The following is a 20,384-nucleotide window of genomic DNA, read 5'->3' on the forward strand; positions in this document are numbered from 1 at the left end:
TGATGGGAGCGGGCCCTGTCCGCGATTCGGGGAGACCGCTCCGCAGGAATCGCGGACGGGGTCCGCTCCCACCAGGTCCGCTTCCCGTAGGACGCTCCCACACCTCATGCACTTGTGTGGGAGCCGCTTAAGCGGCGATGGCGACTACCGCGATGGTACCCTTGGCCCCATGCTCAACAACGACACCCTCCGCAGCATCCGCTACATGCTCGACCTCGGCGACGTCCACGTCGTCGAGATCATGAAGCTCAGCGGATTTCCCGCCACCCGTGAACAGGTCGAACCCTGGCTGCGCAAGGAAGACGAGCCCGGCTTCGCGGAGATGCCCGACACCGCGTTGGCGCACTTCCTCGACGGTCTCATCATCCACCGCCGCGGGCGTGACGAGAACCAACGGCCGCGCCCCGTCGAGAATCGCGTCAACAACAACGTGGTGTTGAAGAAGCTGCGCGTCGCCTTCGAACTCAAGGAAGACGACATCCTCTCCATCATGACCGATGCCGGGTTCCGCGTGTCCCGGGGCGAAATCAACGCCCTCTTCCGCCAGCCGAAGCACACCAACTTCCGCCTTTGCGGCGACCAGTTCCTGCGCAATTTCCTAAAGGGCCTGACGGCTCGCCTGCGCGGGCAATAAGCGTCGCTCGGCAGCTCGTCGGGAGCCGACCCTGTCGGTGATCCCTACGGAGCGCGCCTCTTCCAGACCATCTGGCGAATAACCAGCGCCACCACCAGCACGGCCACGAACGCGCCGTACCCATACAGCGCTGGCACCACCTGCTGCCAAATTGCCCCGCTCTTGGGCCCGAACTGGTCCGCCGCGGGCAGCTCGACGGCATCGAAAGCCAACACGGCGGCCTGGATCGCCGCGACGGTCGCGGCCAGCAGCGCCAGTACATCGAAACCACGCCGGGTCATGTTCGTCAGCAGCGACTTCGGATAGGCCCAATACGCCCAACCCAGCACGACCAGCCACGGCGCGAGAAGCATGATCGCGAGGTAGCGCATGCGGTCAGGCTCCTTGCCGGGCGGCGTTCGCCTTGGCTGCCGCCTCTTCGGCTGTCGCGGCGGCCAACGCGTCCAATGCCGTGCGTAGACGCAGCACGCCCGCGGCGCGTGCCACTTCGTCGGGGTAAGACGCACCATTGGCCACGACCTTGCCGTCGACCAGCAAGGCGACGTGATCGCCCTGCGACTCGATGGTGGCGGTTGCGCCACCCATCGTGGAAAGAGCCTGGCGCAGCGATCCCGCCGCCTTCGGATCGGAGAACGACGCCGACAGCAGCAGTTCTTCACCGTCCGCGGCGAAGAGGCGGAAGCGGAAGCTGCCATCGGTATCGCGGAAGCTGGCGAAACGAGGCGGCTTCGATTTCTGTTCGACCGGTACGCTTGCCGGTTCCTCGGGGGACTTCAGCTTGTGCCGCGCACTGCGCAGGCCCACCGCATCGCGCAGCGTCTCCAGCAGCGGCGCTGCGATCGCGCGTGCCTTCGCCGCGCCGGCAAGAAGGATGTCTTCCATGTCGTCCGGGCGCGCCATCAGCGCGTCGTAGCGTTCACGCATCGGTGCCACCTCGGCCTCGATCCGCTCGAACAGCACCTGCTTCGCCTCTCCCCAACCGATACCGTTGTGCAGGGCATCGGCGAACGCCGTCGTTTCCGCGGGCGATGCGAAAGCCTGGAAGATGGTGAAAAGGGCGGAGTCTTCGGTGTCCTTGGGTTCGCCCGGCGCACGCGAGTCGGTGACGATCTTCATGATCGCCTCGCGCAGGCCCTTGGGGCCGCCTTCGAACAAAGGAATGGTGTTGTCGTAGCTCTTGGACATCTTGCGGCCGTCGAGCCCGGGCAGTGTCGCCACCTGTTCCTCGATCAAAGCCTCGGGCATCACGAAGAACTCGCGTCCGTAGGTATGGTTGAAACGCTGGGCGATATCGCGGGCCATCTCGATATGCTGGATCTGGTCGCGCCCCACCGGCACCTTGTTCGCATTGAAGGCGAGGATGTCGGCGGCCATCAGTACGGGGTACATGTAGAGGCCCGCGGTGACGCCGGCGTCGGCGTCTTCCTGGGCTTCGATGTTGCGGTCCACCGCCGCCTTGTAGGCATGGGCGCGGTTGAGCAGGCCCTTGGATGTCACGCAGGTGAGCAGCCACATGAGCTCGGGCACTTCGGGAATGTCCGACTGCCGGTAGAACGTGGCGACGTTCGGGTCGAGCCCGGCAGCCAGGAAGGTCGCGGTGATCTTCAACCGCGAAGCCTCGACGCGATCCGGATCGTCGCTCTTGATCAGGGCGTGGTAATCGGCCATGAAGTAGAACGCGTCCACCTCGGGATCGCGGCTGGCCAGGATGGCCGGCCGGATGGCGCCGACGTAGTTGCCGAGGTGCGGCGTGCCGGTGGTGGTGATGCCGGTGAGGACGCGGGTATGCATGGGGAACCTGGGGGCCTGGACGGACGGTAACCGCTCGAGTGTAGCCCGCGTGACGGTCCCGGGGCGACCCGGCTGTGCGGCAGGTTGCCGCGCTCCACGCGAATCGCCGACCCTGTCGGCGATTCGACCTGCCTCAGCGCATCAACGTCGACTTCCCAAACAACGATTCCACCAGGTCCACCGCCAGCTTCGCCGTCTGGTTGCGCTTGTCGAACGCAGGGTTCAACTCCACGATATCCAGCGACCCGACCCGGCCGGTATCCGCGATCATCTCCATGCACAGCTGAGCCTCGCGATAATTCGGCCCGCCGCGCACGGTCGTGCCGACCCCCGGCGCGATCGATGGGTCAAGGAAGTCCACGTCGAAGCTGACGTGCAGGTGCGTGTCTTCGTCCACCCCCGCCAGCGCCTCTTCCATGGCGGCCTTGATGCCGATCTCGTCGATGTAGCGCATGTCGTAGATATCGATGCCCACCTCGTGGACGAAGCGTTTCTCGCCCTCGTCCACGGAGCGGATGCCGATCTGGCGGAACACACCGGGCGTGGTCGCCGGCACCGTCCCACCGATGTGTGTGAGCGCATCGGGGCCGTAACCGCACAGGCACGCCACCGGCATGCCATGGATGTTGCCGGACGGCGTGATCTGGCTGGTGTTGAAATCCGCATGCGCGTCGAGCCACAACACCCGGAGCTTCTTGCCGTTCTCACGGCAATGCCGCGACACGGCCGAGATCGAGCCGATGGCCAGACAATGGTCGCCGCCCAGCATCACGGGCAGGTGGCCGGCGTTCAACTCGGTGTAGATGGCCTCGTGCACCGCGGTGTTCCAGGCGACGACCGCCTCGAGGTGGCGATAACCGTCCGTCGGCGGCAACCAGGGATTGAGTGGTCCGGAGAGGTTGCCGCGGTCCACGACATGCATGCCGCGCTTTGCCAGCCGCTCGCCGAGGCGGGCGACGCGCAAGGCCTCCGGGCCCATGGAGCTGCCACGGTGACCGGCACCGATATCGGTGGGGACGCCGATCAGGGCGACCGAACGGGTGGTTGGACTCATGACGAAAGACTCAGGGAGAGGGATGTTCCTGGACAAGCGGACGCCCTTCGGCACGCCAGGCATTCGCACTGCCATCGAGCAGTTCCACGTGCGTGTATCCCAGGGATTGCAGGGTTTCGCGGGCGCGCGCGGCGCGCTTGCCGGTCTTGCAGTAGACGACCAGTTCGCGGTCGTGCGGGATGCCCAGCACGCCGTGGCGCGCGGCGACTTCGTCGACGGGCACGTTCAGCGCACCCGCCAGATGCCCTTCGCGGTATTCCGCGGGGGTACGCACATCGAGAAGCAGCGGGGTTTCGTGCGCCGCCATCCGTGCGGCGAGCGCATCCCGGGACAGGTCTTGCGCCCAGCCGGCGGCCGGAAGCAGGAAAACGGCAAGCAACGACACGCGGAGACTGGTCATCCCGCAAGTTTACACCGGACCTTGCAACAGCCACGTTGCAGCGCGTCAGGATAAAAAAGAGGGCACCATAGGCGCACACCTCAAGCGAAGCGCCGCGATGATTCGATTGGACGATGTGCAGATCTTCGTGCATACCGCCGATGCCGGCAGCTTTTCGGCGGCCGCCCGCCTGCTCGACAGCACGCCGGCCATGGCCAGCAACGCCGTCCAGCGACTGGAGCGGGAGCTCGGCACGCGGTTGTTCGTGCGCTCGACGCGCAGTATGCGGCTCTCGGACGACGGCGAACGCTATCTGCCACACGCCCGCGCGATGCTCCAGTCCCTTGCCGGTGGCGCCCAGGCCCTGGCCGAAGCGCGCGGCGAGATCGCGGGACCGCTTCGCCTCTCCGTGCCCTCCGACCTCGGCCGCAACGTGCTGCTGCCCTGGCTCGACGCCTTCCAGGCCAATCACCCTGCCGTTTCCCTTCAGTTGCGGATCAGCGACCGCGCCGCCGACCTTCGCCGCCACCCGATCGACGCCGCCATTCGCTATGGCACGCTCGACGATTCCGGACTGGTCGCGCAGTCATTGGTGCCCGACAACCGCCGTGTCCTGTGCGCTTCGCCGGACTACATCGCGCGCCACGGCGCACCCAGGCAACCCGACGACCTGCGCGAGCACAACTGCCTGTGCTTCGTCTGGGGCGAGCAGATACACGACCGCTGGGTCTTCGACCTGCCACGCGGGCCACACGCGGTAAAGGTCGCCGGAAACCGTATCAGCGACGACGCGGAGGTCACCCGCCGATGGGGTCTGGCCGGCCACGGCATCGTCTATAAGTCGCACATCGACGTGGTCGCCGATCTCGCCGCAGGACGGCTCGTCGACCTGATGCCGGGCATCGGCGAACGTGCGCCGCTGAACCTGGTCAGCGCGCACCGATCGCAGCTCACCCCGGCGGTACAGCGGCTCAGGGACTTCTTGCGTGTGCGGCTGGGCGAGTTGCTCGGCTAGTCCTGGGTCTTCCGCGCCACGCGCGATCCCACACGCAAGCCCCCATCGTCGTCGACCGTCACGGTGTAGCCCGTCTCGGGCGCGACGAATGCCAAGGCGGACGTCGGCACCAATTCGGTTCGTCCGATGTCCGGCAGATCCAGGAACCACCGTGCGCCCCCGCGAAACAGAGACAGATCGCGGTTTCCCCGCGAGTCGGCATCCTCGAACCGGTAGTGCCCCATGTATCGGGCCATCGTCTTTTCGTCGAGCGTGGCACGTGTCGCGACCCGCGGTGCGTAGTCGGGCCAACCATAGGCCGCAGCGACGGCCTTGATGAACTCGCCACCCAGGTAGGACCCGTTATCGCCATCGGTCAAGACGACCACGCCGTTTCCACTGGCCAGGAACATGACGTAGCTGCTCTTGAAGCCGAGGTTGCCGCCGGAATGCATGAAACGACGATGTTCGCCGTCGCCGCTGACGAATACTCCCAGGCCGTACTTGTTCATGCCCGGCGCGAGCATGGTTCTCGCCGCGTCGGTGGGCATGAAGGAAGGCCGCCCCTCCTCCGCATCGCGTACCCCGATCAGCCAGCGCGCGAGGTCATCCGGCGTGGTCCATAGCCCCGCGGCGGCGAGTTCGGGGTAGGTATTCGCCCCGCCGGGAACCGGCTCGCCGTCCGCGGCATGGCCTACAGCGTGAGGTATCGATGCCGGCAACGGTTGAGCGAAGCTGCTCCGGCGCATACCGGCGGGCATGAGCACCTCGCGCTGCATCAGGTCGGCGAACGAGGCACCCGCGCAATGGCTCATGGCGATCTGGGCCACGGTGTACCCACCGCCCGAATAGGCATACGCGCTTCCTGGCGCCGTGGCGATGACGACGGCAGGCGACTTCGCCGGCGTTTCGCCCCGCACGACCTGCTCCGGCGTCGGCACCGGCTCGCCCGGCGCGTAACCGTCGAAGCCGTTGACCGTCGCACCGGACGTATGCTGCAGGAGGTTACGCAGCGTCACCGGATGCTCCGCGTCCTGCTTTCCGCGTGGCAGGCTCAGAGGTGCCAGGCAGCGGTCCACGGGAGCGTCCAGGTCGATCACCCGGCGCGCGGCCAGGATGGCGGCGAGGCCTCCCGTCACCCCTTTGCTCAGCGAGGCCGCCTGGAAGCGCTCGTTCGCCGCTGGAAGGCGAGCGCTTCCATCGATCCCATAGGTGGCGGACCAGACCACGCGTCCGCCTTCGATAACCGCCACCGCCATGGTCGGGACGCGATAACGCCGCATCCGCTCGTAGACGTTCCACTGCATGGCCGGCTGGCCGGCGATTTCCACCCGGGGCGTGAGGCTGTGTTCCACGGTCTGCCGGCGGGAGTCGTCGCGCGCGCCGGGCGCCGCGCAACCGATAAGCATTCCGAGTAGCGCGACGCTTACCGTTGCCTTGAGCCCCGCCGATGCAAATCCCACGTTCCCTTCCCCGTCGACATGCGGTGCGCACGAACAGGATAGATGTGCAAACCGGAGGAAAGGTTTAGCCCGGCCCAAGGGTCGGACGTTGCTTCAGCGATGTCCGACCTGTCCGCGCTCTCGTGTCCGCGGACGTCCTGCAAAGCCGGCGCATGGCAACCGGCCCCGCCGCGCGGCGGCCCTCCGGCTTTGGCACGCCCATTGCTGTCCTCCACGCATCGCAAGGACCTGCCGCGTGATCGCTCCCTCGGACCTCAGACAAGGAATCCACCCCTTCACCCGCCTGCCCTGGCGGGTGCAGATGTTCGTCGTGTTCTATCTTCGGGCCAACGGTTACGCCTGCACGGAAGAAGAACGCGAACTGGCCGCCACGCTGCTCGAACAACGCATCGCACACGGCCCGATCGACCACCGCACGCTGTCGGTTGTGCTCGACCGGCAGTTCCCGCGCGAGCGGGAAGGCGGTGCCTGATCCCGTCAATGCGTCTCGTCCCTCAAAGGAAGCAGCACCTCGGTAAGCCACTCTGCTTCGGGCGTCGCATCCGGATCGTTGAGGAAATGATGAACGAGTGGCGCGTCCGCGGGCTCGTAACTCGAACCGGCCAACCAGTGCCCCATCAGCCAGGCTTCGGCAGCCGGCAATCCATCGTAGGAGCCTTGGTGAGTCAGGCTGGCGTACCTCCCACCTCGGAGCGTCGAATTCAAGAAGGGTGGCGGGGCATCCGCGTGCAGCGCGAGGCAGGCCTCATAGCGCGATTCACCTTCGGTGACGCTGGCGGCATCGTCGACCGCTACGCCATAGATGCCTTGCAGGTTTTCCAGCAGGCCCTCACTCTCCGCCCATGCCCACAGCTGTCCGTATGCCTTGTTCATGGCGACATAGTCGGCGCCGACCCGCCGCAGGACGACGATTTCAACGGGTTCACGCAAGACGATTCGGACGTCCGAATCAGGCAGCGAGCGCGCACTGACCGGCTCGCCGCGTGCGAAGTTCGAAGGCGTTGTCCCCGTCAACCGACGGAACGCCCGTGCGAACGCCTGCGGTGTCGCGAACCCTGTTTCCATCGCAACGCTGGTCACCGATCCCCCAGCGGCGCGAAGCTTCTGTTGCGAGGCCTCTATGCGAAGCCTCGCAATGGTCGCCCCGACGGCCTCGCCCGTCAGTCCACGCCAGATGCGATGGAAATGGAACGGCGACACATGGGCGGCGGCGGCCAGTTCCTCCAGCGAAGGAGGCACATCCAGCCGTCCGGTCAACAGCGCCGCCGCGGCAGCCATTCTCTCGAACCAACGTTCTTGCGCCAGATCAGTCATGAAAAGCTCCCATTGGGCATCGTGGAGCCATCGTACGTAGCGGGCCGCGGCAATGCGTTCCCGATCTTGCGCTTTCGGTGCCCGAGGTCTCTACGAACGCACACGCTCACTCAAGCGGAATGCCGCGCGGCCACATTCATCGGGGACAGGTCCTCGACAGGCAGACGCCTGAAGGTCAGGACGTGCATGGTTTGGTTCCTGCAACTGACCTCGCGGCCCCACCACAACGTTCTTTCGAAACAGAACACCGCCACGACGGTCAGCCACGGCGCGATCGCCCAGCCTGTCGAGAAAGCGATGGCCGCGATGATCGTCATGCCCACGAAGGCCGTATACGCCACCCGATGCAGGAAGACGTCCCTTTCCTGCTCCCTTTTCAAGTGATCGTAGATCTCGCTCGCCGAGCCATAGAAGGTCGTGAGGTCTGTGTGCGCAAGGCTCTTCATGTCCTGGTCCCCCGGTATGACTGGCTCGGTCGAGCGTCCCCGGGGACGGACTTTGAGGGGGAATAGTCACCCTTGCAACTAGCTCGGCCGGTATGGGGCGCAAGGTGAAGGCAGGACTGTAGGCGATCTCCTACAGACAACAAGGCCGTCGCGGCGCAAAATGCGCGCGAACCGACCGGACACCCGCCATGCGCCTCCTCTGCCTGCTTAGTCTCGCCTGCGCCGCTCTTTCTGGCTGCGCCAGCACACAGCCTCACTGGTCCGACGAGCGTTCTGTCGGCCCCGTTACGCCAACCGCACACTGCTCGTCCAGCGGTGGGAACGCGGGTCCGTGCGCGGCAACGATCGCGGTGAACGCCGTCATTCATAGCGTCCAGAAATAACCCGGCAACCGCCGGGACGATGCCCACCTCTGGGGGGCCCCCGCATGAACATCGACCGTTCCGAAGGCTGGGACGCCATCGCCGATATTGATAGCCGCGTTCAGGCGACTGGTTCCTGCAACGCAAACCGCCTGCGAGGCCGCGCAGGACAGCGCGTTCTTTCACCGGACCTTTGCCGGGGCTGTTTCTGTCGGCCTGCTGTTTCTTCTCTCCGCGGACGACCAACAGGACGTTCTTCGTCGGGTCGCGAACGCCCTGGAGCCGGGCGGGCGATTTCTGTTCAGCGCGCCTCGCGAAGCCTGCGAATGGAGGGATATGCAGACGGGCCAGCCGTCACGCTCGCTTGGTCAGCAAGAGTACGCGCGGCTCCTGGAAGCATCAGGATTACGCCTCATTGGCTGTCGTCTGGATGAGGGCGAAAATAACTACTTCGATGCCATCAAGCCATCTGCAGGCTAGTTTTGGCTGAGTTTCTGGTGCCGACACCCGGATTCGAACTGGGGACCTACCGCTTACAAGGCGGTTGCTCTACCAACTGAGCTATGCCGGCGAAGTCGCAGAGTTTATCAGAAGCACCCGGTGGTTCTAGCCGTGATGCCGGGGGTGCGGATGCTCCGGCGGATGTCGGTGCCGGCCTCGTCGGGGATGACCACGTCGAGCCACCAGACGGGCGTGGTCTCGGTGCGCTCGCTCATGCGCGCCGGGAAGCCGGCGGCGACCACCTCGTCGCGACGCTTGCGGGCGTTGGCGGGGTCGTGGAACAGGCCGAGCGCGACCGAGTTCTGCAGGTCGCCCTGGGCGGTGACCACGAAATAATCCTTGATGCCCTTCGCATCCAGGCGACGGGCCTGGGCGAGCGCCTGTTCGCGCGTAGCCAACGCGGGCAGGAAGACCCGCCAGCCGTGCGACTCGCTGGTCTGCTCCTGGCGCTGGCGGCTGCGCACGGTGCGTGACGCGATGGCGGTGCGTGCCGCGCGCAGGTCCACCTGGTTGGCGAATGGCCCCAGGGCCAGGCAGCGGTAGCTGCGTCGGGGGCTGGTCGGCGCGGTCTCGGTGGGTGCGAGAAGCGTGTCCCCTGCCACGGCCTTGGTTCCGGGCTTCGCAGGCGGGATGGCGGGCGACGACGTGGCCGGGGCCGTGGTGGACGCCGTCTTCGGCAAGGCCGCGACGGATGCGGGCGCTGCCACGGATGCGGATGCCACCGGCGGGGCGCCACTCCCCGGTGGAGCCGGCAATTCGGCGAGGAGCTTCAGCTTCGGCACGCCGCCATCCGTCGGATCGACAGCGTGCGTCGCCGAATCGCCCAGCAGCAGCCACGCGGCCACCGCGATGTTGAGGGCGATCAGCAAGACGAACAGCAAACGCAGCAGCATGGTGGCCTTGGGCTTCCAGTGAGGGCCTGCGCGCGTTCCCCTGTAAGAACCGGCGGCGTCGGGATTCTAGGCGATATTGTCCGCGCGGGCATGCGTCTTCGCCCACACGGCGAGTCCGCGCAGCACCGCATCCGGCACCAGGACGACCTCTCGCTCCAGCAAGGGCGCCAGTACATCGGCATCGCCGCCGCCCAGCGTCACCGTCGGGCTTCCGCCAAGAAGTGGCGCCGATCGTCCGACGAAGCGGTCGACGAGCGCCGCGCACGCCTGCCAGCAACCGGAAGCGAGGCCATCGGCGGTGTTGTCGGCGAGGTCGCGCACGGCACCGGCATGACCCGGCCGTACCTGGACCGTGGCGCCGAGCACCGACTGCTGCATCAACAGCGGACCCGGGGCGATCCATCCGCCGAGATGTCTCCCTTCCCCGTCCAGCGCATCCAGCGTGAGCGCGGTACCGACGCTGGCCAGCACGCAAGGCGCACGGCCTGCCGCGAGAGCGTCCACCATCGCCAGGAAGCGGTCGACACCGAGCCGATGCGGTTCGGCGTAGGCATTCGTGACACCGCAAGCCTCGGCCGGCGTACGCACCCACACGGGCGTGCGACCGAAGGCCTTGTCGGCCGCCACGGCCACCGCCGTCTCGCGCGCGGAATCGACCACGGATGCGCCGACGACGCGTTCGGGCATCGGCCACGACGCCCAGAGCGTGGCCAGTTCATGCGCGATATCGGCATCCCAACCGAACGCACCCCGGTGAGTGAATTCACTGCCATCCAGCAAGGCGAACTTCAGACGGGTATTGCCCAGGTCCAGCAGCAGGATCATGTGGCGCTCCGGCGCACCGAAACTTCGGCACTATCCACGGTGACGAGTTCTCCATCGGCGCGGCGTACGCGCAAGGCACCGCGTTCGTCGACGCCTTCGCCCACGGCGATGTATTCGCCGCGCGGATCGATGATGCGCAGGGATTCGCCACGCAAGAGGTCGTTCGCCACGTATTCGTCGGCGAACGCGGCGAAGCCGTGGCGCTCGAACGTCCGCAGTCCCTCGGTGAGTTCGGCCACGAGGGCACTCGCGAAGCGGTTGCGGCCGGGCGGTTCGCCACCGGTGACCGAGGCGAGGTCGGTGATCGGCTGGCCAGCGCGTTCGTGCAGGTCGTCCGGCAAGCGGATGTTGACGCCCACGCCGATCACCGCTGCGCACGGACCCGAGTATTCGCCGGACAGTTCCACCAGGATCCCCGCCAGCTTGGCGTTGCCCGCCAGCACGTCGTTGGGCCATTTCAGACCGGGTGTACGGATGCCGACCTCGCCCATGGCGCGGATCAGCATCACGCCCACGGCGAGCGATAGGCCCGACAACGACGCGAAGCCAGCGTCGAACCGCTTGAGCACCGACAGGTACAGGTTCATGCCGGGCGGCGAAAGCCAGGGCCGCCCGCGGCGGCCACGCCCCGCGGACTGGCTTTCGGATATCACGAAGGCCAGATCGTCGAGTACGGGGATGCGCCGGGCCAGCTCGCTGGACGTGGAATCGATCTCCCAGTGCACCTCGAGCATGCCGACGCCGGCCGAGATCGCGGGCGGCAATGCCGCCCGGATACGCTGGCCGTCCAGCAGTTCGGTCGGCCACGGCAGCCGGTAACCGCCTCCGACCTTGGCCTCCACGGGCACGCCCTTGAGACGCAAGGCCTCGATCTGTTTCCAGACGGCGGCACGCGTCACCCCGGCCTTCTTGGCCAGGACGGCACCGGACACGGCATCGCCGCCGGCAAGGGCTTCGAGGAGATCGCGTGCGAGCATGGCTGCCGTCGGGCCGTCAGGAGGCCGCTGTCGAGGGTGGGGAAAGCCGGGACATCGGACGATTCTAGGGCAGTGGCACCCTTTTCGCCCGCTTGGAGCCAGGAGCGGCGTCCAACGACCTCCAGCACTGGCACCCTCGTGAATTTTCTGCGAGGATCGGGCGTCCCCCTTTTCGTCCCGAGGGGCCTCAGGGTTTACCGATGAACGCCAGAACGTACATCTTCGGATGTCTGTGCCTCGTCGGTGCCGCCGGCACCGCCGCCGCTTCCGACATCGACCCGACCAGTGGTCTGCTCTCCATGGGCAGCACTTCCTCGTCGTCGTTCGAAGGCAGCTCGCGATCGCCGCAGGGTGGTAGCCGCGATGGCGGTGGTGGCGATATGGATTCGTCGCGCCCGGTGACCGCGCCACGGCGGAGCGCCAGCCCGACGCCGATGCCCCCTCCGGTCGACGCCGGCGACGGCGTGCACGACGATGGCCTGCCCATGCGCTCTTCCTCGCCGAGCTGGCAGTCGCTGCTCCCCGGGTCGATGTTCTGATTCGTTCCGGCCGATCACCTTGGGCTTCTTCCAATCGCTGATCGCGCGTTTCCGCGCGCCCGTCCCACCGATCGACGATGCGGCATGGCGGCAGGCCGTCCAGCGTGTGCCGCTCGCGAACGCCCTCGATCCTCCGCGTGCGCATTACCTGCGCCAGTTGGCGGCGATCTTCCTGCACAGCAAGCGCTTCCACGCCATGGGCGATGCACCCCTGGACGATTTCTGGCGCCTGGCGATCGCCATGCAGGCCAGCCTGCCCGCGCTTCCGCACGGCCCGAAGGCCTTCAAGGGCTGGACCAACGTCCTGGTCTATCCCGGCGAGTTCAACGTACGGCGCAGCCATCGTGACGCCCCCACCGGCGTGGTCACCGACAGCGACGACACCTTGATCGGCGAAGCATGGGAACGGGGACCGATGATCCTGTCACTCGCCGACGTGGCGCTCGACCTGGAAGCGCCATGGGACGGCTTCAACGTGGTGATCCACGAGATGGCGCATAAGCTCGACATGCTCGCGGGCCCGGCCAACGGCGTGCCCCCGCTACCGTCATCGATGAACCGGCGGCAGTGGATCCAGACGATGCAGCGTGGTTACGACCGCCTGTCCAAGGCGGTGGAGCGAGGCAGAAGGACAGCGATCGATCCGTACGCCGCCGAGGCGCCGGAAGAATACTTCGCCGTGACCAGCGAACTGCATTTCTCGCAACCGGCCCTGCTGCGCGAAGCCGAGCCCGACGTGGCGCGCTTGCTCGACGCCTTCTACGGCCCCTCCCCCTCCACCTGATCAACACACCACAAGACTCCGTCGTCCTTGTGGGAGCCGCTCCAGCGGCGATATCGCCTCAAACCATCAAGGCGGCGGAAGCTTCACGCTGAACCGGGCTCCACCAAGTTCCTCAGAGCGATCGACATGCAGTTCGCCCTGATAGGCCTTCACGATGTCCTGCACGATGGACAGGCCGATGCCATGGCCTTGCACGCGTTCGTCACCGCGTACGCCACGCTGGAGGATCTTCTCGATCTTCTCGTCGGGAATACCGGGGCCGTCATCTTCGACGACCAGTTCGAGGCCACTGCGGCCACGCACCTTGCCGACGGACCGCGCCGTGAGCAGCACGCGATGCGATGCCCACTTGAACGCGTTCTCCACGAGGTTACCCATGAGTTCGAGCAGGTCGCCCTGCTCACCCGGGAAGGACACTCCCTCTTCCAGCTCGAACTCGCAAAGCACGTTCTTCGCCGCATAGACCTTTTCGAGGCTCTGCACGAGATCTTCGGCATGCCCGGCGATCGGCTCCACCGAGGCGATGGTGCGCCGGCCCGACGTGGCCGCACGGGAAAGCTGGTACGCCACGATCTCGTCCATCTTTCGCACCTGGTCGAGGATGTCGCCGCGCAGGGTGTCGGCGTCACCGCCACTCTCCAGCTGCGAGCGCACCACCGCCAGCGGCGTCTTCAAGCTATGCGCGAGATCGGCCAGGGTGTCGCGGTAACGCGAGCGCTGTTCGCGTTCACTATCGATGAACGCGTTGAGGCGCCGGGTAAGCACCGTCAATTCCACGGGATACGGTCCATCGAGGTGATCTCGCGTACCACGTTCGATGTGGGCAAGATCGCTGGACACGCGGCGCAGCGGCAACAGGCTCCAGCGCAACAGGAAAAGCTGCAACAGCATGAGCATCATGCCGAGCATCGCCAGCCACAGGAACTGCGTGCGCCGGTACGTCGCCACCTGACGTTCGAACTGGTCTTCCGTCTGGGCGATCGCGAAGGTCAGCGGCACGCTGCGTTTGTCCGTGCTGTCCAGCGAGACACCGTAACTGAAGACATAGAGCTTGCCGCTGCGCGTCTCCACCGGCTCGAAGGCGGTCTCGCCGGGCGATAGCATGCGCACGAAATCGAAATCGCGTCCCAGCGCGGACGACGACTCCCATCGAAAACCATCGTTGCCGACGATGATCGCGTAGAGGCCCGAACCGGGCCGGGAGAAGTCCGGATTGGGTTGGCTGTCGGGCGTGGTGACCTTGCCCGCACGGGTGATATCCGTGCCGGTGATGTACGCGATGGCGTAGTTGTGCAGCCGGTCGTGCATGGCCGACAACTCGGAAGCGTAGTTGGCCTTGTTCTGGGCGAGGCCGGTCAGGCCAAGGAAAGCGGCCAGCGCGAAACCGGTCGCCAGGGCCGCACGCGCGGCCAGCGAGAGGGGCCGGCGTTTGGTCGGGGAAGCGGTGTCCATGCTTCGAGCTTACCTGCGGGTGGCGCGGCATCTTGCCCGTGCCACCCGCGGGCGATCAGTCTTCGTCCGCTTCGTTGCGCGGGATGGCGAAGCGGTAGCCCCGGCCACGGACGGTCTCGATCGGCTTCAGGGCGCTTTCCGGATCGAGCTTGCGACGTAGGCGGCCGATGAAGACTTCAAGCACGTTGGAATCGCGGTCGAAGTCCTGCTGGTAGATGTGCTCGGTGAGGTCGGCCTTGGAGACCAGCTCGCCCGCGTGCAGCATCAGGTATTCCAGCACCTTGTACTCGTAGCTGGTCAGGTCGACCTGACGGCCTTCGACCGTCACCGTCTGCGCCGTGGTGTCGAGCTTGATCGGACCGCAGGCCAGCACCGGCTTCGACCAACCGCTGGCACGGCGTACCAACGCGTTGATGCGCGCCAGCAGTTCCTCGACGTGGAAGGGTTTCACGAGGTAGTCGTCGGCGCCGTACTTGAGGCCCTCGACCTTGTCCTGCCAGCTGCCGCGGGCGGTAAGGATGAGGATCGGATAACGCTGGCCGTGTTCACGCAGGGCCTTCACCAGGTCCATGCCCGACAACTTGGGCAGGCCCAGGTCGATGATGGCGAGATCGAACGGCACTTCGCGACCGAGGTACAAGCCCTCTTCGCCGTCCTGTGCCGCGTCGACGGCGAAACCGTCGCGCTTGAGGCGCGCGGCGAGTGTCTCGCGCAGCGGGGCCTCGTCCTCTACCAGCAGGATTCGCATCAATGTTTCTCCTTGTTATCCCCGGCGTTCGCATCCAGGGGCTTGGCGGTTTCGGTACGGACGGGCACCACCTTGACGTGTCCGTCCAGGGTAAGCACCTTGACCCGGTATTCGGTAATCCGGCCGCGCTCCACCAGCCGCGTATCCGCCGACAGCACCTTTCCCCCGGTATCCTTCTGCACCTTGCTTACCGCCTGCTCCAACGTCAACGACTGGTCAGCCAGGGCGATGGCAGGCAAGGCAAGGCAGAGCGCGGCGAAAATTAGCGGAAGAAACGTGATTTTCATGTCTGGCGCGGGGCGACCGGGGTCTGGCTAGTCGACCGATCATGCCCAGCGCCGCCCAGCCCGAAGCTGAACGAAACTTAGGCGGTCCGCCGCCGGGGGCGCCATGGCCCACTTCGATCAGCCGCCGATCCCCCTTCGAGCCGGACATCGGCTACGGGCTGCGCTCGAACATTGTCTGCGTCTTGCCCTTGTAGTCGGTCTGGTCGAACGCCCGGTAGCCGAGGCGTTCGCCCAGCCGCACCGACGCCAGGTTCGCCGGATCGATGAGACAGACCGTCCGGCCCGCCTCGCGGCGCTCGAAGAACCAGTCGTGCACGGCCAGGAGGGCCTCGGTGCCATAGCCTTTGCCATGCGCCGACCGAGCCAGCGCCCAGGCGCCCTCCGGGAACGGGTCGAACCGGTCGCCCAGGCCACGGCGGAAATGGGCCAGGCCCGCCTCCCCCACGAACCGGCCGCCGTCTTTTTCGCGCAAGGTAAAGAGCCCGTAACCGAAGGAAGTCCAGTGGCCCACGTTACGGAGCAGCCGAATCCAGGTGTCTTCCCCCGGCGCGCTGCCACCGATGAAGTGCATCACCTCCGGGTCCGTCCTCATCGCATGGCAGTCGTCGAAATCGGAGACGGCGCTCGGGGTAAGGATCAGACGCTCGGTGACGATCATGCGGTGCGGACCTCAGGAAAGGTGTCGGGAGTATCAGGCGACCTGCCGGAAGGCGGCCAACGCGGTTTCGATCAGGCGCCAGTCGGCCCCGGGCAGATGGGCGCCTTCGGACAGTTGGCGGCGGAAGGCGCGCGCGCCGGGCTCGCCCTGGTACAGCCCGAGAATGTGCCGGGTGATGTGCTTCAACTGCGTGCCGCGAGCCAGTTCGGCATCGATATAGATACGCATCCGTTCCAGGATGTCCGACCGCTCTGGCAAGGGCGTGCCATAGAGATCGGCTTCCAGCTTCGCCAGGACGAAGGGGTCGTGATACGCGGCGCGGCCAAGCATCACGCCGTCGACGTGAGCCAGGTGCTCGCGCACGGCATCCACCGTCGTGATGCCACCGTTGATGACGATCGTCAGTTCCGGAAATTCTCGCTTCAACCGGTACACCCGCCCGTAGTCCAGCGGCGGGATCTCCCGGTTCTCCTTGGGGCTGAGGCCATCGAGCCAGGCCTTGCGGGCATGGACCACGAGGATCCGCACGCCCGCCTCGATCATCGTCGTGGTGAAGCGTTGCAGGTCGGCGTATTCGTCCTGGTCGTCCACACCGATGCGGCATTTCACCGTCACCGGCACGTCGACCACGTCGGCCATCGCCCGGACGCATTCACCGACGAGGCCGGGCTCGCGCATCAGGCAGGCGCCGAACTTTCCGGACTGCACCCGATCCGACGGGCAGCCCACGTTGAGGTTGATCTCGTCGTAGCCCGCCTGTGCACCCATCACGGCGGCCTTGGCCAGTTCCACGGGATCGCTGCCGCCCAGCTGCAGGGCCACCGGATGTTCTTCGTGGCTATGCTCGAGCAGCCGCAGTTGATTACCCCGCACCAGCGCGGCGCTGGTGACCATTTCGGTATAGAGGCGGGCGTGCGGCGAGAGCAGACGGTGGAAGTACCGGCAGTGGCGGTCCGTCCAGTCCATCATGGGTGCAATCGATAGCTGGGAGTCATTTCGATTGATAGCGTGCATGAGGCCCATTCTACATGCGTGCCCCGGAGCGCGAAGCGTTGCCGGTGATTGCGGGGATCGCCCACCGCGGGCTTTTCAGGCTCCGTTGTCCGGTGGACGAGTCCCTTCTCGGTGCTGAACTATCGACAAATACAACGCCGTCGCACTCAAGCTGGTGCCAATTCCAACACTGACCCAGAACAGCCAAAGGAAGACGGCCGGCCTTTGGCATCGAACGAACTTGGCATCGAACGAAAATATCCCCTTCCGACCCGCTGTCGACTATTGGCTACGCTACCTTCATTCCATTCACAAATCGCGATCCACTAACTAAGGACAGTCCGATGGCGGCATAAAGTGCGTCGACGAGGAATGCCTGCCATACGAACGCATCCGCCACCGAATCGCCAAATACTAGGCCAGCCAATGATTGGATCGCTTCCACGACAAGAAAGACAATCAAGGTGTGGACGACAAGCCTTTTCGTCACGGGCCACAGAAACCAAACGTAAACAAGGCTGGACGCTAGGCCTGTGAGCACGAGCTCGATCAAGCGAAAGTTAGCCCCGGCCTGCTCCGGATTATGGCCGAAGAGCAAAGGCTTCCAGCCAAGCATCGCGGCTAACACGACGCCTGGAACTAACATCGCTAGAAGTACCAAGGACGAAAAAATCGCCGTTCGCCGATAAAGCACAACCCCCTCCCTTTTCGCTAAATATCTCGTTGGTGCGTGGGTCCGCTCCGGGTCGGTAGCGGAGATATACGGCGTTGCCGCTGTTGGCATCGGCTTTGCACTACCTATCTCGAAAGCCTCCACCATCGAACGGACAGCCGCCATAACACTCGAAACCCTGATGCTCAATAGCTTCTTTGCCGCCTGCGTTGTGCTTTGCGTGTCTAACCCTGGCCGCCATGTTGGTTTGAGTATTCGATATGATCACTCATTGTCTGATATCACCAAGAATGCGGCTCATCAAGGGAAAGGTCGTGCTTCCAGAAATAGCGCAGCAGGAAAGGTCCGCACTGCCAAGCGGACGGGGGTTGTTTGGTTCGCTGGCGTTGTCGGGCTTGATCGCCGCAATTTCCTTCGGTATCGCAAGTTCTGCAACCGCAGGCGACCATGCACATCGCACGGCGCGCGATATCGTTGCGGACAAGGCCGTCAGCGAGTATCTGCGCAACAGTTGTCACGTCGGCATCTCCATCGCAGTGGTGGATGCGGACCATACCTACTTCTACAACTATGGCAGCACATCGCGCGACAAGGTCGAGCGGCCGACGCCGCTGACCATCTATGAGCTGGCGTCGGTCACCAAGACCTTTACCGCGTCTCTGGCAGCACGCGCGGTTGTAGATGGCCGCATGACGCTCGATGGGGATTTCCGCAGCGACCTGCCGGGTGATTACCGCAACCTCGCTTGGAACGGCCAGCCGATCACCTTGCGTACGCTGCTTACCCATTACTCCGGCATGCCTCGGGATATTCCCGACTCGGATGCACTTTTTGCGGACAAGGAATCGCCTGATTTCAATGCTCGCCTTTTCGCGCTCAATCAGGGATTCGGTCGCAAACAATTTCTGGCCGCGCTGCACGACATCCATCTTCGCAGTGCGCCGGGCGACAAGCAGGCCTATTCCAACGCCGGCTATCTGGTGATCGGACTCGGCCTGGAACACGTACTCGGCGAGCCGATGGATGCGCTGATGCGCCAATACATCTTCCAGCCACTGGGCATGACCTCAACGGGCTTTACCTTGAAGGGCGACGAACTGGCGCGCATCGTCAACGGCTATGACCGCTATGGCCGCGTCACGCCGCGCCCTCCAGAAAATGCAGGCGCAGCATGGGGACTCTATGCATCCACCGCAGACATGGCGAAGTACGTGCGCTGGCAATTGGACGAGAGCAATCCCGTCGTCCGTTTGTCGCATCAGGCTTTGACGGGCAGCGGGAGCGACGGCGAGGCGATGGCCTGGAACCTGGGAGGAGACCAGCGGCAGCCGCTGATCTGGCACGGCGGCGGCAGCCTTGGCATGTCGAGCCAAGTGGTGCTTTATCCGAAGCAGCACGAGGGCTATGTGCTCCTGGCGAATGATGCTTGCGAGGGTACTGAGGGCGCATTGAAAAACCTGGCTGAAACGATGCATGCTGCCGAGGTTAAAAGCGATCCCTGATTCAAGAGATGGCAGTGTCCGCTTCGGGTCGGAAGCGGACACTCCGAGCTTGTCGAGCTGCCCTGAACGCAGCAAGCGCGGCCGCTCCGAGGCCGCCCCCCCCGGGGGCAACGATGGTGCAACACGAGGGAGATCGAAAACCCTAACCCGCTGCTTTATAAGGCTTACATGCCTTCGCTGGTCCAGTCCATCATGGGGGCCAACCGCCCCATGCACGTGCTGTTCTAACCGTGAGACCTCATAGGTGCCCGGCATCAGTGACCATGCATATCCGCCGGCGTCCCATCGGACCACGTTCCCACTCCGACCAAAAATACCAGGATGGGCGGCAGCCCCTTCGCCTGCTCCTGCGGGTTCGGGGCCATGAACCAGTAAGGGCTGGACATGACAGGCGAGCCCTCCGCACCGGCACCCCAATCCTTGCCGTCCTTGACCAGGGTGTCGAACATGAGGTGAGGCATGTTGTGCTCGCCTTCGTCGGTCAGATACGACGATTTCGACATCATGAAATCCATGGCGCCGCATTCGAGTTCCGGCAGTTGCTTCTTTTCATACGCGGCCTTGACAGCCGACAGCATCTCCTCCTTCGACCGGCCGGCCATCGCCAGCCTGGCGCGCAGATGGAAGATCGGCACGATCGCCCGGGCAGCTTGGGGATTCAGGCAATCGGCGGCCCTTATCTTCGGGTTCCAGAATTCCGGCCAGTCGAACGGCCCCGTCCAACTCCTGCCCACCACGCAGACGAAGCCGTTCTTGCCCTCGACCGCCGTTTCGTAGCCCTTCCGTCCCAGAACCAGGACCGTTGCGCCATGGGAAATGGATACAGGAGCCGCGCTTCGCGCCAACGCGATTTCATCGTCCCGGTTCGCCATGAGGTATTGGTCGACCGGCGCCATCTTTGGATAAGGCGCCGCACCGGCGGCCTTTTGCGTACCCTGCGCCAGTGCTCGTTGCGACATACCGAACATCGCAAGCAACGCAAAACTCATGATGCCGATCGTCCGCTTAGCCTTGTGCATGGGATTCCTCCTGACGATGGGGCTGGTTCAGCCACAGCCCGTGAGAGGCGCCGATTGGCTGCCTTCACCTATCGTCGAACGGACGTACCGGATTTC

Annotated in this window: 24 protein-coding genes and 1 tRNA gene; 7 read left to right on the forward strand and 18 right to left on the reverse strand. The window is 65.1% G+C overall.

The genetic code is table 11. The annotated features are described in order from the left end of the window. The first annotated feature begins 169 nt into the window (after nt 1–169). Nucleotides 170–634: a DUF1456 family protein gene (locus J2T07_RS14180; RefSeq protein ID WP_306850762.1), complete on the forward strand. Its 465-nt coding sequence runs from the start codon at nt 170–172 to the stop codon at nt 632–634. 44 nt (nt 635–678) lie between these two features. Here J2T07_RS14180 and J2T07_RS14185 read toward each other — a convergent pair whose 3' ends face one another. The 4 genes from J2T07_RS14185 to J2T07_RS14200 form a co-directional block, all read right to left on the reverse strand. Further along, nucleotides 679–1,005: a hypothetical protein gene (locus J2T07_RS14185; protein WP_306850763.1), complete on the reverse strand. Its 327-nt coding sequence runs from the start codon at nt 1,003–1,005 to the stop codon at nt 679–681. A 4-nt stretch (nt 1,006–1,009) separates the two neighbouring features. Continuing rightward, on the reverse strand, nt 1,010–2,425 hold the full coding sequence (locus J2T07_RS14190; RefSeq protein ID WP_306850764.1) for a tryptophan--tRNA ligase: 1,416 nt from the start codon (nt 2,423–2,425) through the stop codon (nt 1,010–1,012). 133 nt (nt 2,426–2,558) lie between these two features. After that, a complete protein-coding gene (gene rocF, locus J2T07_RS14195) occupies nt 2,559–3,479 on the reverse strand; it encodes an arginase (RefSeq protein WP_306850765.1) in 921 nt (306 codons plus the stop codon). Nucleotides 3,480–3,489: 10 nt separating this feature from the next. Continuing rightward, nucleotides 3,490–3,879, reverse strand: a complete 390-nt coding sequence (locus J2T07_RS14200; protein ID WP_306850766.1) for a rhodanese-like domain-containing protein — start codon at nt 3,877–3,879, stop codon at nt 3,490–3,492. A gap of 97 nt (nt 3,880–3,976) precedes the next feature. On the opposite strand from J2T07_RS14200, the gene J2T07_RS14205 reads away from it, so the two are divergent. After that, nucleotides 3,977–4,873, forward strand: coding sequence for a LysR family transcriptional regulator (locus tag J2T07_RS14205; RefSeq protein WP_306850767.1), 897 nt, complete (start codon nt 3,977–3,979; stop codon nt 4,871–4,873). Here J2T07_RS14205 and J2T07_RS14210 read toward each other — a convergent pair. Next, nucleotides 4,870–6,315 carry a serine hydrolase domain-containing protein gene (locus tag J2T07_RS14210; RefSeq protein ID WP_306850768.1) on the reverse strand — a complete coding sequence of 482 codons (1,446 nt, stop codon included), beginning with the start codon at nt 6,313–6,315 and terminating at the stop codon, nt 4,870–4,872. The two genes, J2T07_RS14205 and J2T07_RS14210, sit on opposite strands and share 4 nt — an antisense overlap. A 235-nt stretch (nt 6,316–6,550) precedes the next feature. On the opposite strand from J2T07_RS14210, the gene J2T07_RS14215 reads away from it, so the two are divergent. Further along, the gene (locus tag J2T07_RS14215; protein ID WP_306850769.1) at nt 6,551–6,787 is read left to right on the forward strand and encodes a hypothetical protein; all 237 of its coding nucleotides are present in this window, start codon (nt 6,551–6,553) and stop codon (nt 6,785–6,787) included. A 5-nt stretch (nt 6,788–6,792) separates the two neighbouring features. Here the strand turns inward: J2T07_RS14215 and J2T07_RS14220 are convergent, their stop codons facing one another. Together J2T07_RS14220 and J2T07_RS14225 are read right to left on the reverse strand one after the other, a co-directional pair. Further along, nucleotides 6,793–7,629 (reverse strand): AraC family transcriptional regulator, encoded by an 837-nt coding sequence (locus J2T07_RS14220; protein WP_306850770.1) that lies wholly within the window; start codon nt 7,627–7,629, stop codon nt 6,793–6,795. Nucleotides 7,630–7,739: 110 nt separating this feature from the next. Beyond that, complete coding sequence (locus J2T07_RS14225; protein WP_306850771.1) at nt 7,740–8,075, reverse strand: hypothetical protein; 336 nt, start codon at nt 8,073–8,075, stop codon at nt 7,740–7,742. A 470-nt stretch (nt 8,076–8,545) separates the two neighbouring features. Between J2T07_RS14225 and J2T07_RS14230 the strand changes: the two genes are divergently transcribed. Continuing rightward, complete coding sequence (locus J2T07_RS14230) at nt 8,546–8,917, forward strand: class I SAM-dependent methyltransferase (protein ID WP_306850772.1); 372 nt, start codon at nt 8,546–8,548, stop codon at nt 8,915–8,917. A gap of 15 nt (nt 8,918–8,932) precedes the next feature. Here the strand turns inward: J2T07_RS14230 and J2T07_RS14235 are convergent. The 4 genes from J2T07_RS14235 to J2T07_RS14250 form a co-directional block, all read right to left on the reverse strand. Further along, nucleotides 8,933–9,008, reverse strand: a tRNA-Thr gene (locus J2T07_RS14235). A 16-nt stretch (nt 9,009–9,024) separates the two neighbouring features. Further along, nucleotides 9,025–9,831 (reverse strand): SPOR domain-containing protein, encoded by an 807-nt coding sequence (locus J2T07_RS14240; RefSeq protein WP_306850773.1) that lies wholly within the window; start codon nt 9,829–9,831, stop codon nt 9,025–9,027. A gap of 66 nt (nt 9,832–9,897) precedes the next feature. Next, entirely contained in the window at nt 9,898–10,656 is a 759-nt protein-coding gene (locus J2T07_RS14245) for a type III pantothenate kinase (RefSeq protein WP_306850774.1), read from the reverse strand. Then, nucleotides 10,653–11,633, reverse strand: a complete 981-nt coding sequence (locus J2T07_RS14250) for a biotin--[acetyl-CoA-carboxylase] ligase (protein WP_306850775.1) — start codon at nt 11,631–11,633, stop codon at nt 10,653–10,655. Before J2T07_RS14250 ends, J2T07_RS14245 begins: the two co-directional genes overlap by 4 nt. A gap of 200 nt (nt 11,634–11,833) precedes the next feature. Here J2T07_RS14250 and J2T07_RS14255 point away from each other — a divergent pair, with 200 nt between their 5' ends. Both J2T07_RS14255 and J2T07_RS14260 read left to right on the forward strand, forming a co-directional pair. Further along, nucleotides 11,834–12,172: a hypothetical protein gene (locus J2T07_RS14255; protein ID WP_306850776.1), complete on the forward strand. Its 339-nt coding sequence runs from the start codon at nt 11,834–11,836 to the stop codon at nt 12,170–12,172. Nucleotides 12,173–12,191: 19 nt separating this feature from the next. After that, nucleotides 12,192–12,956 carry a zinc-dependent peptidase gene (locus J2T07_RS14260; protein ID WP_306850777.1) on the forward strand — a complete coding sequence of 255 codons (765 nt, stop codon included), beginning with the start codon at nt 12,192–12,194 and terminating at the stop codon, nt 12,954–12,956. Between the two features lie 66 nt (nt 12,957–13,022). On the opposite strand, the gene J2T07_RS14265 is transcribed toward J2T07_RS14260, so the two are convergent. The 6 genes from J2T07_RS14265 to J2T07_RS14290 all read right to left on the reverse strand — a co-directional run bounded on the left by J2T07_RS14265 (nt 13,023) and on the right by J2T07_RS14290 (nt 17,932). Continuing rightward, a complete protein-coding gene (locus J2T07_RS14265; protein WP_306850778.1) occupies nt 13,023–14,408 on the reverse strand; it encodes an ATP-binding protein in 1,386 nt (461 codons plus the stop codon). Nucleotides 14,409–14,463: 55 nt separating this feature from the next. After that, on the reverse strand, nt 14,464–15,156 hold the full coding sequence (locus J2T07_RS14270; RefSeq protein ID WP_072321955.1) for a response regulator transcription factor: 693 nt from the start codon (nt 15,154–15,156) through the stop codon (nt 14,464–14,466). Next, on the reverse strand, nt 15,156–15,443 hold the full coding sequence (locus J2T07_RS14275) for a PepSY domain-containing protein (RefSeq protein ID WP_306850779.1): 288 nt from the start codon (nt 15,441–15,443) through the stop codon (nt 15,156–15,158). The genes J2T07_RS14270 and J2T07_RS14275 overlap by 1 nt, the downstream gene beginning before the upstream one ends. Nucleotides 15,444–15,594: 151 nt before the next feature. Next, nucleotides 15,595–16,101: a GNAT family N-acetyltransferase gene (locus tag J2T07_RS14280; protein ID WP_306850780.1), complete on the reverse strand. Its 507-nt coding sequence runs from the start codon at nt 16,099–16,101 to the stop codon at nt 15,595–15,597. A 33-nt stretch (nt 16,102–16,134) separates the two neighbouring features. Beyond that, nucleotides 16,135–17,115, reverse strand: a complete 981-nt coding sequence (gene dusA / locus J2T07_RS14285; RefSeq protein WP_306850781.1) for a tRNA dihydrouridine(20/20a) synthase DusA — start codon at nt 17,113–17,115, stop codon at nt 16,135–16,137. Nucleotides 17,116–17,383: 268 nt separating this feature from the next. Then, nucleotides 17,384–17,932, reverse strand: coding sequence for a hypothetical protein (locus J2T07_RS14290; RefSeq protein WP_306850782.1), 549 nt, complete (start codon nt 17,930–17,932; stop codon nt 17,384–17,386). Nucleotides 17,933–18,057: 125 nt separating this feature from the next. Here J2T07_RS14290 and J2T07_RS14295 point away from each other — a divergent pair, with 125 nt between their 5' ends. After that, nucleotides 18,058–19,269 (forward strand): serine hydrolase domain-containing protein, encoded by a 1,212-nt coding sequence (locus tag J2T07_RS14295; protein WP_306850783.1) that lies wholly within the window; start codon nt 18,058–18,060, stop codon nt 19,267–19,269. A gap of 254 nt (nt 19,270–19,523) precedes the next feature. On the opposite strand, the gene J2T07_RS14300 is transcribed toward J2T07_RS14295, so the two are convergent. After that, entirely contained in the window at nt 19,524–20,288 is a 765-nt protein-coding gene (locus tag J2T07_RS14300) for a hypothetical protein (protein ID WP_306850784.1), read from the reverse strand. Nucleotides 20,289–20,384: the final 96 nt, after the last annotated feature.

The organism is Luteibacter jiangsuensis, assembly GCF_030812295.1.
GTDB classification, from domain to species: domain Bacteria; phylum Pseudomonadota; class Gammaproteobacteria; order Xanthomonadales; family Rhodanobacteraceae; genus Luteibacter; species Luteibacter jiangsuensis_A.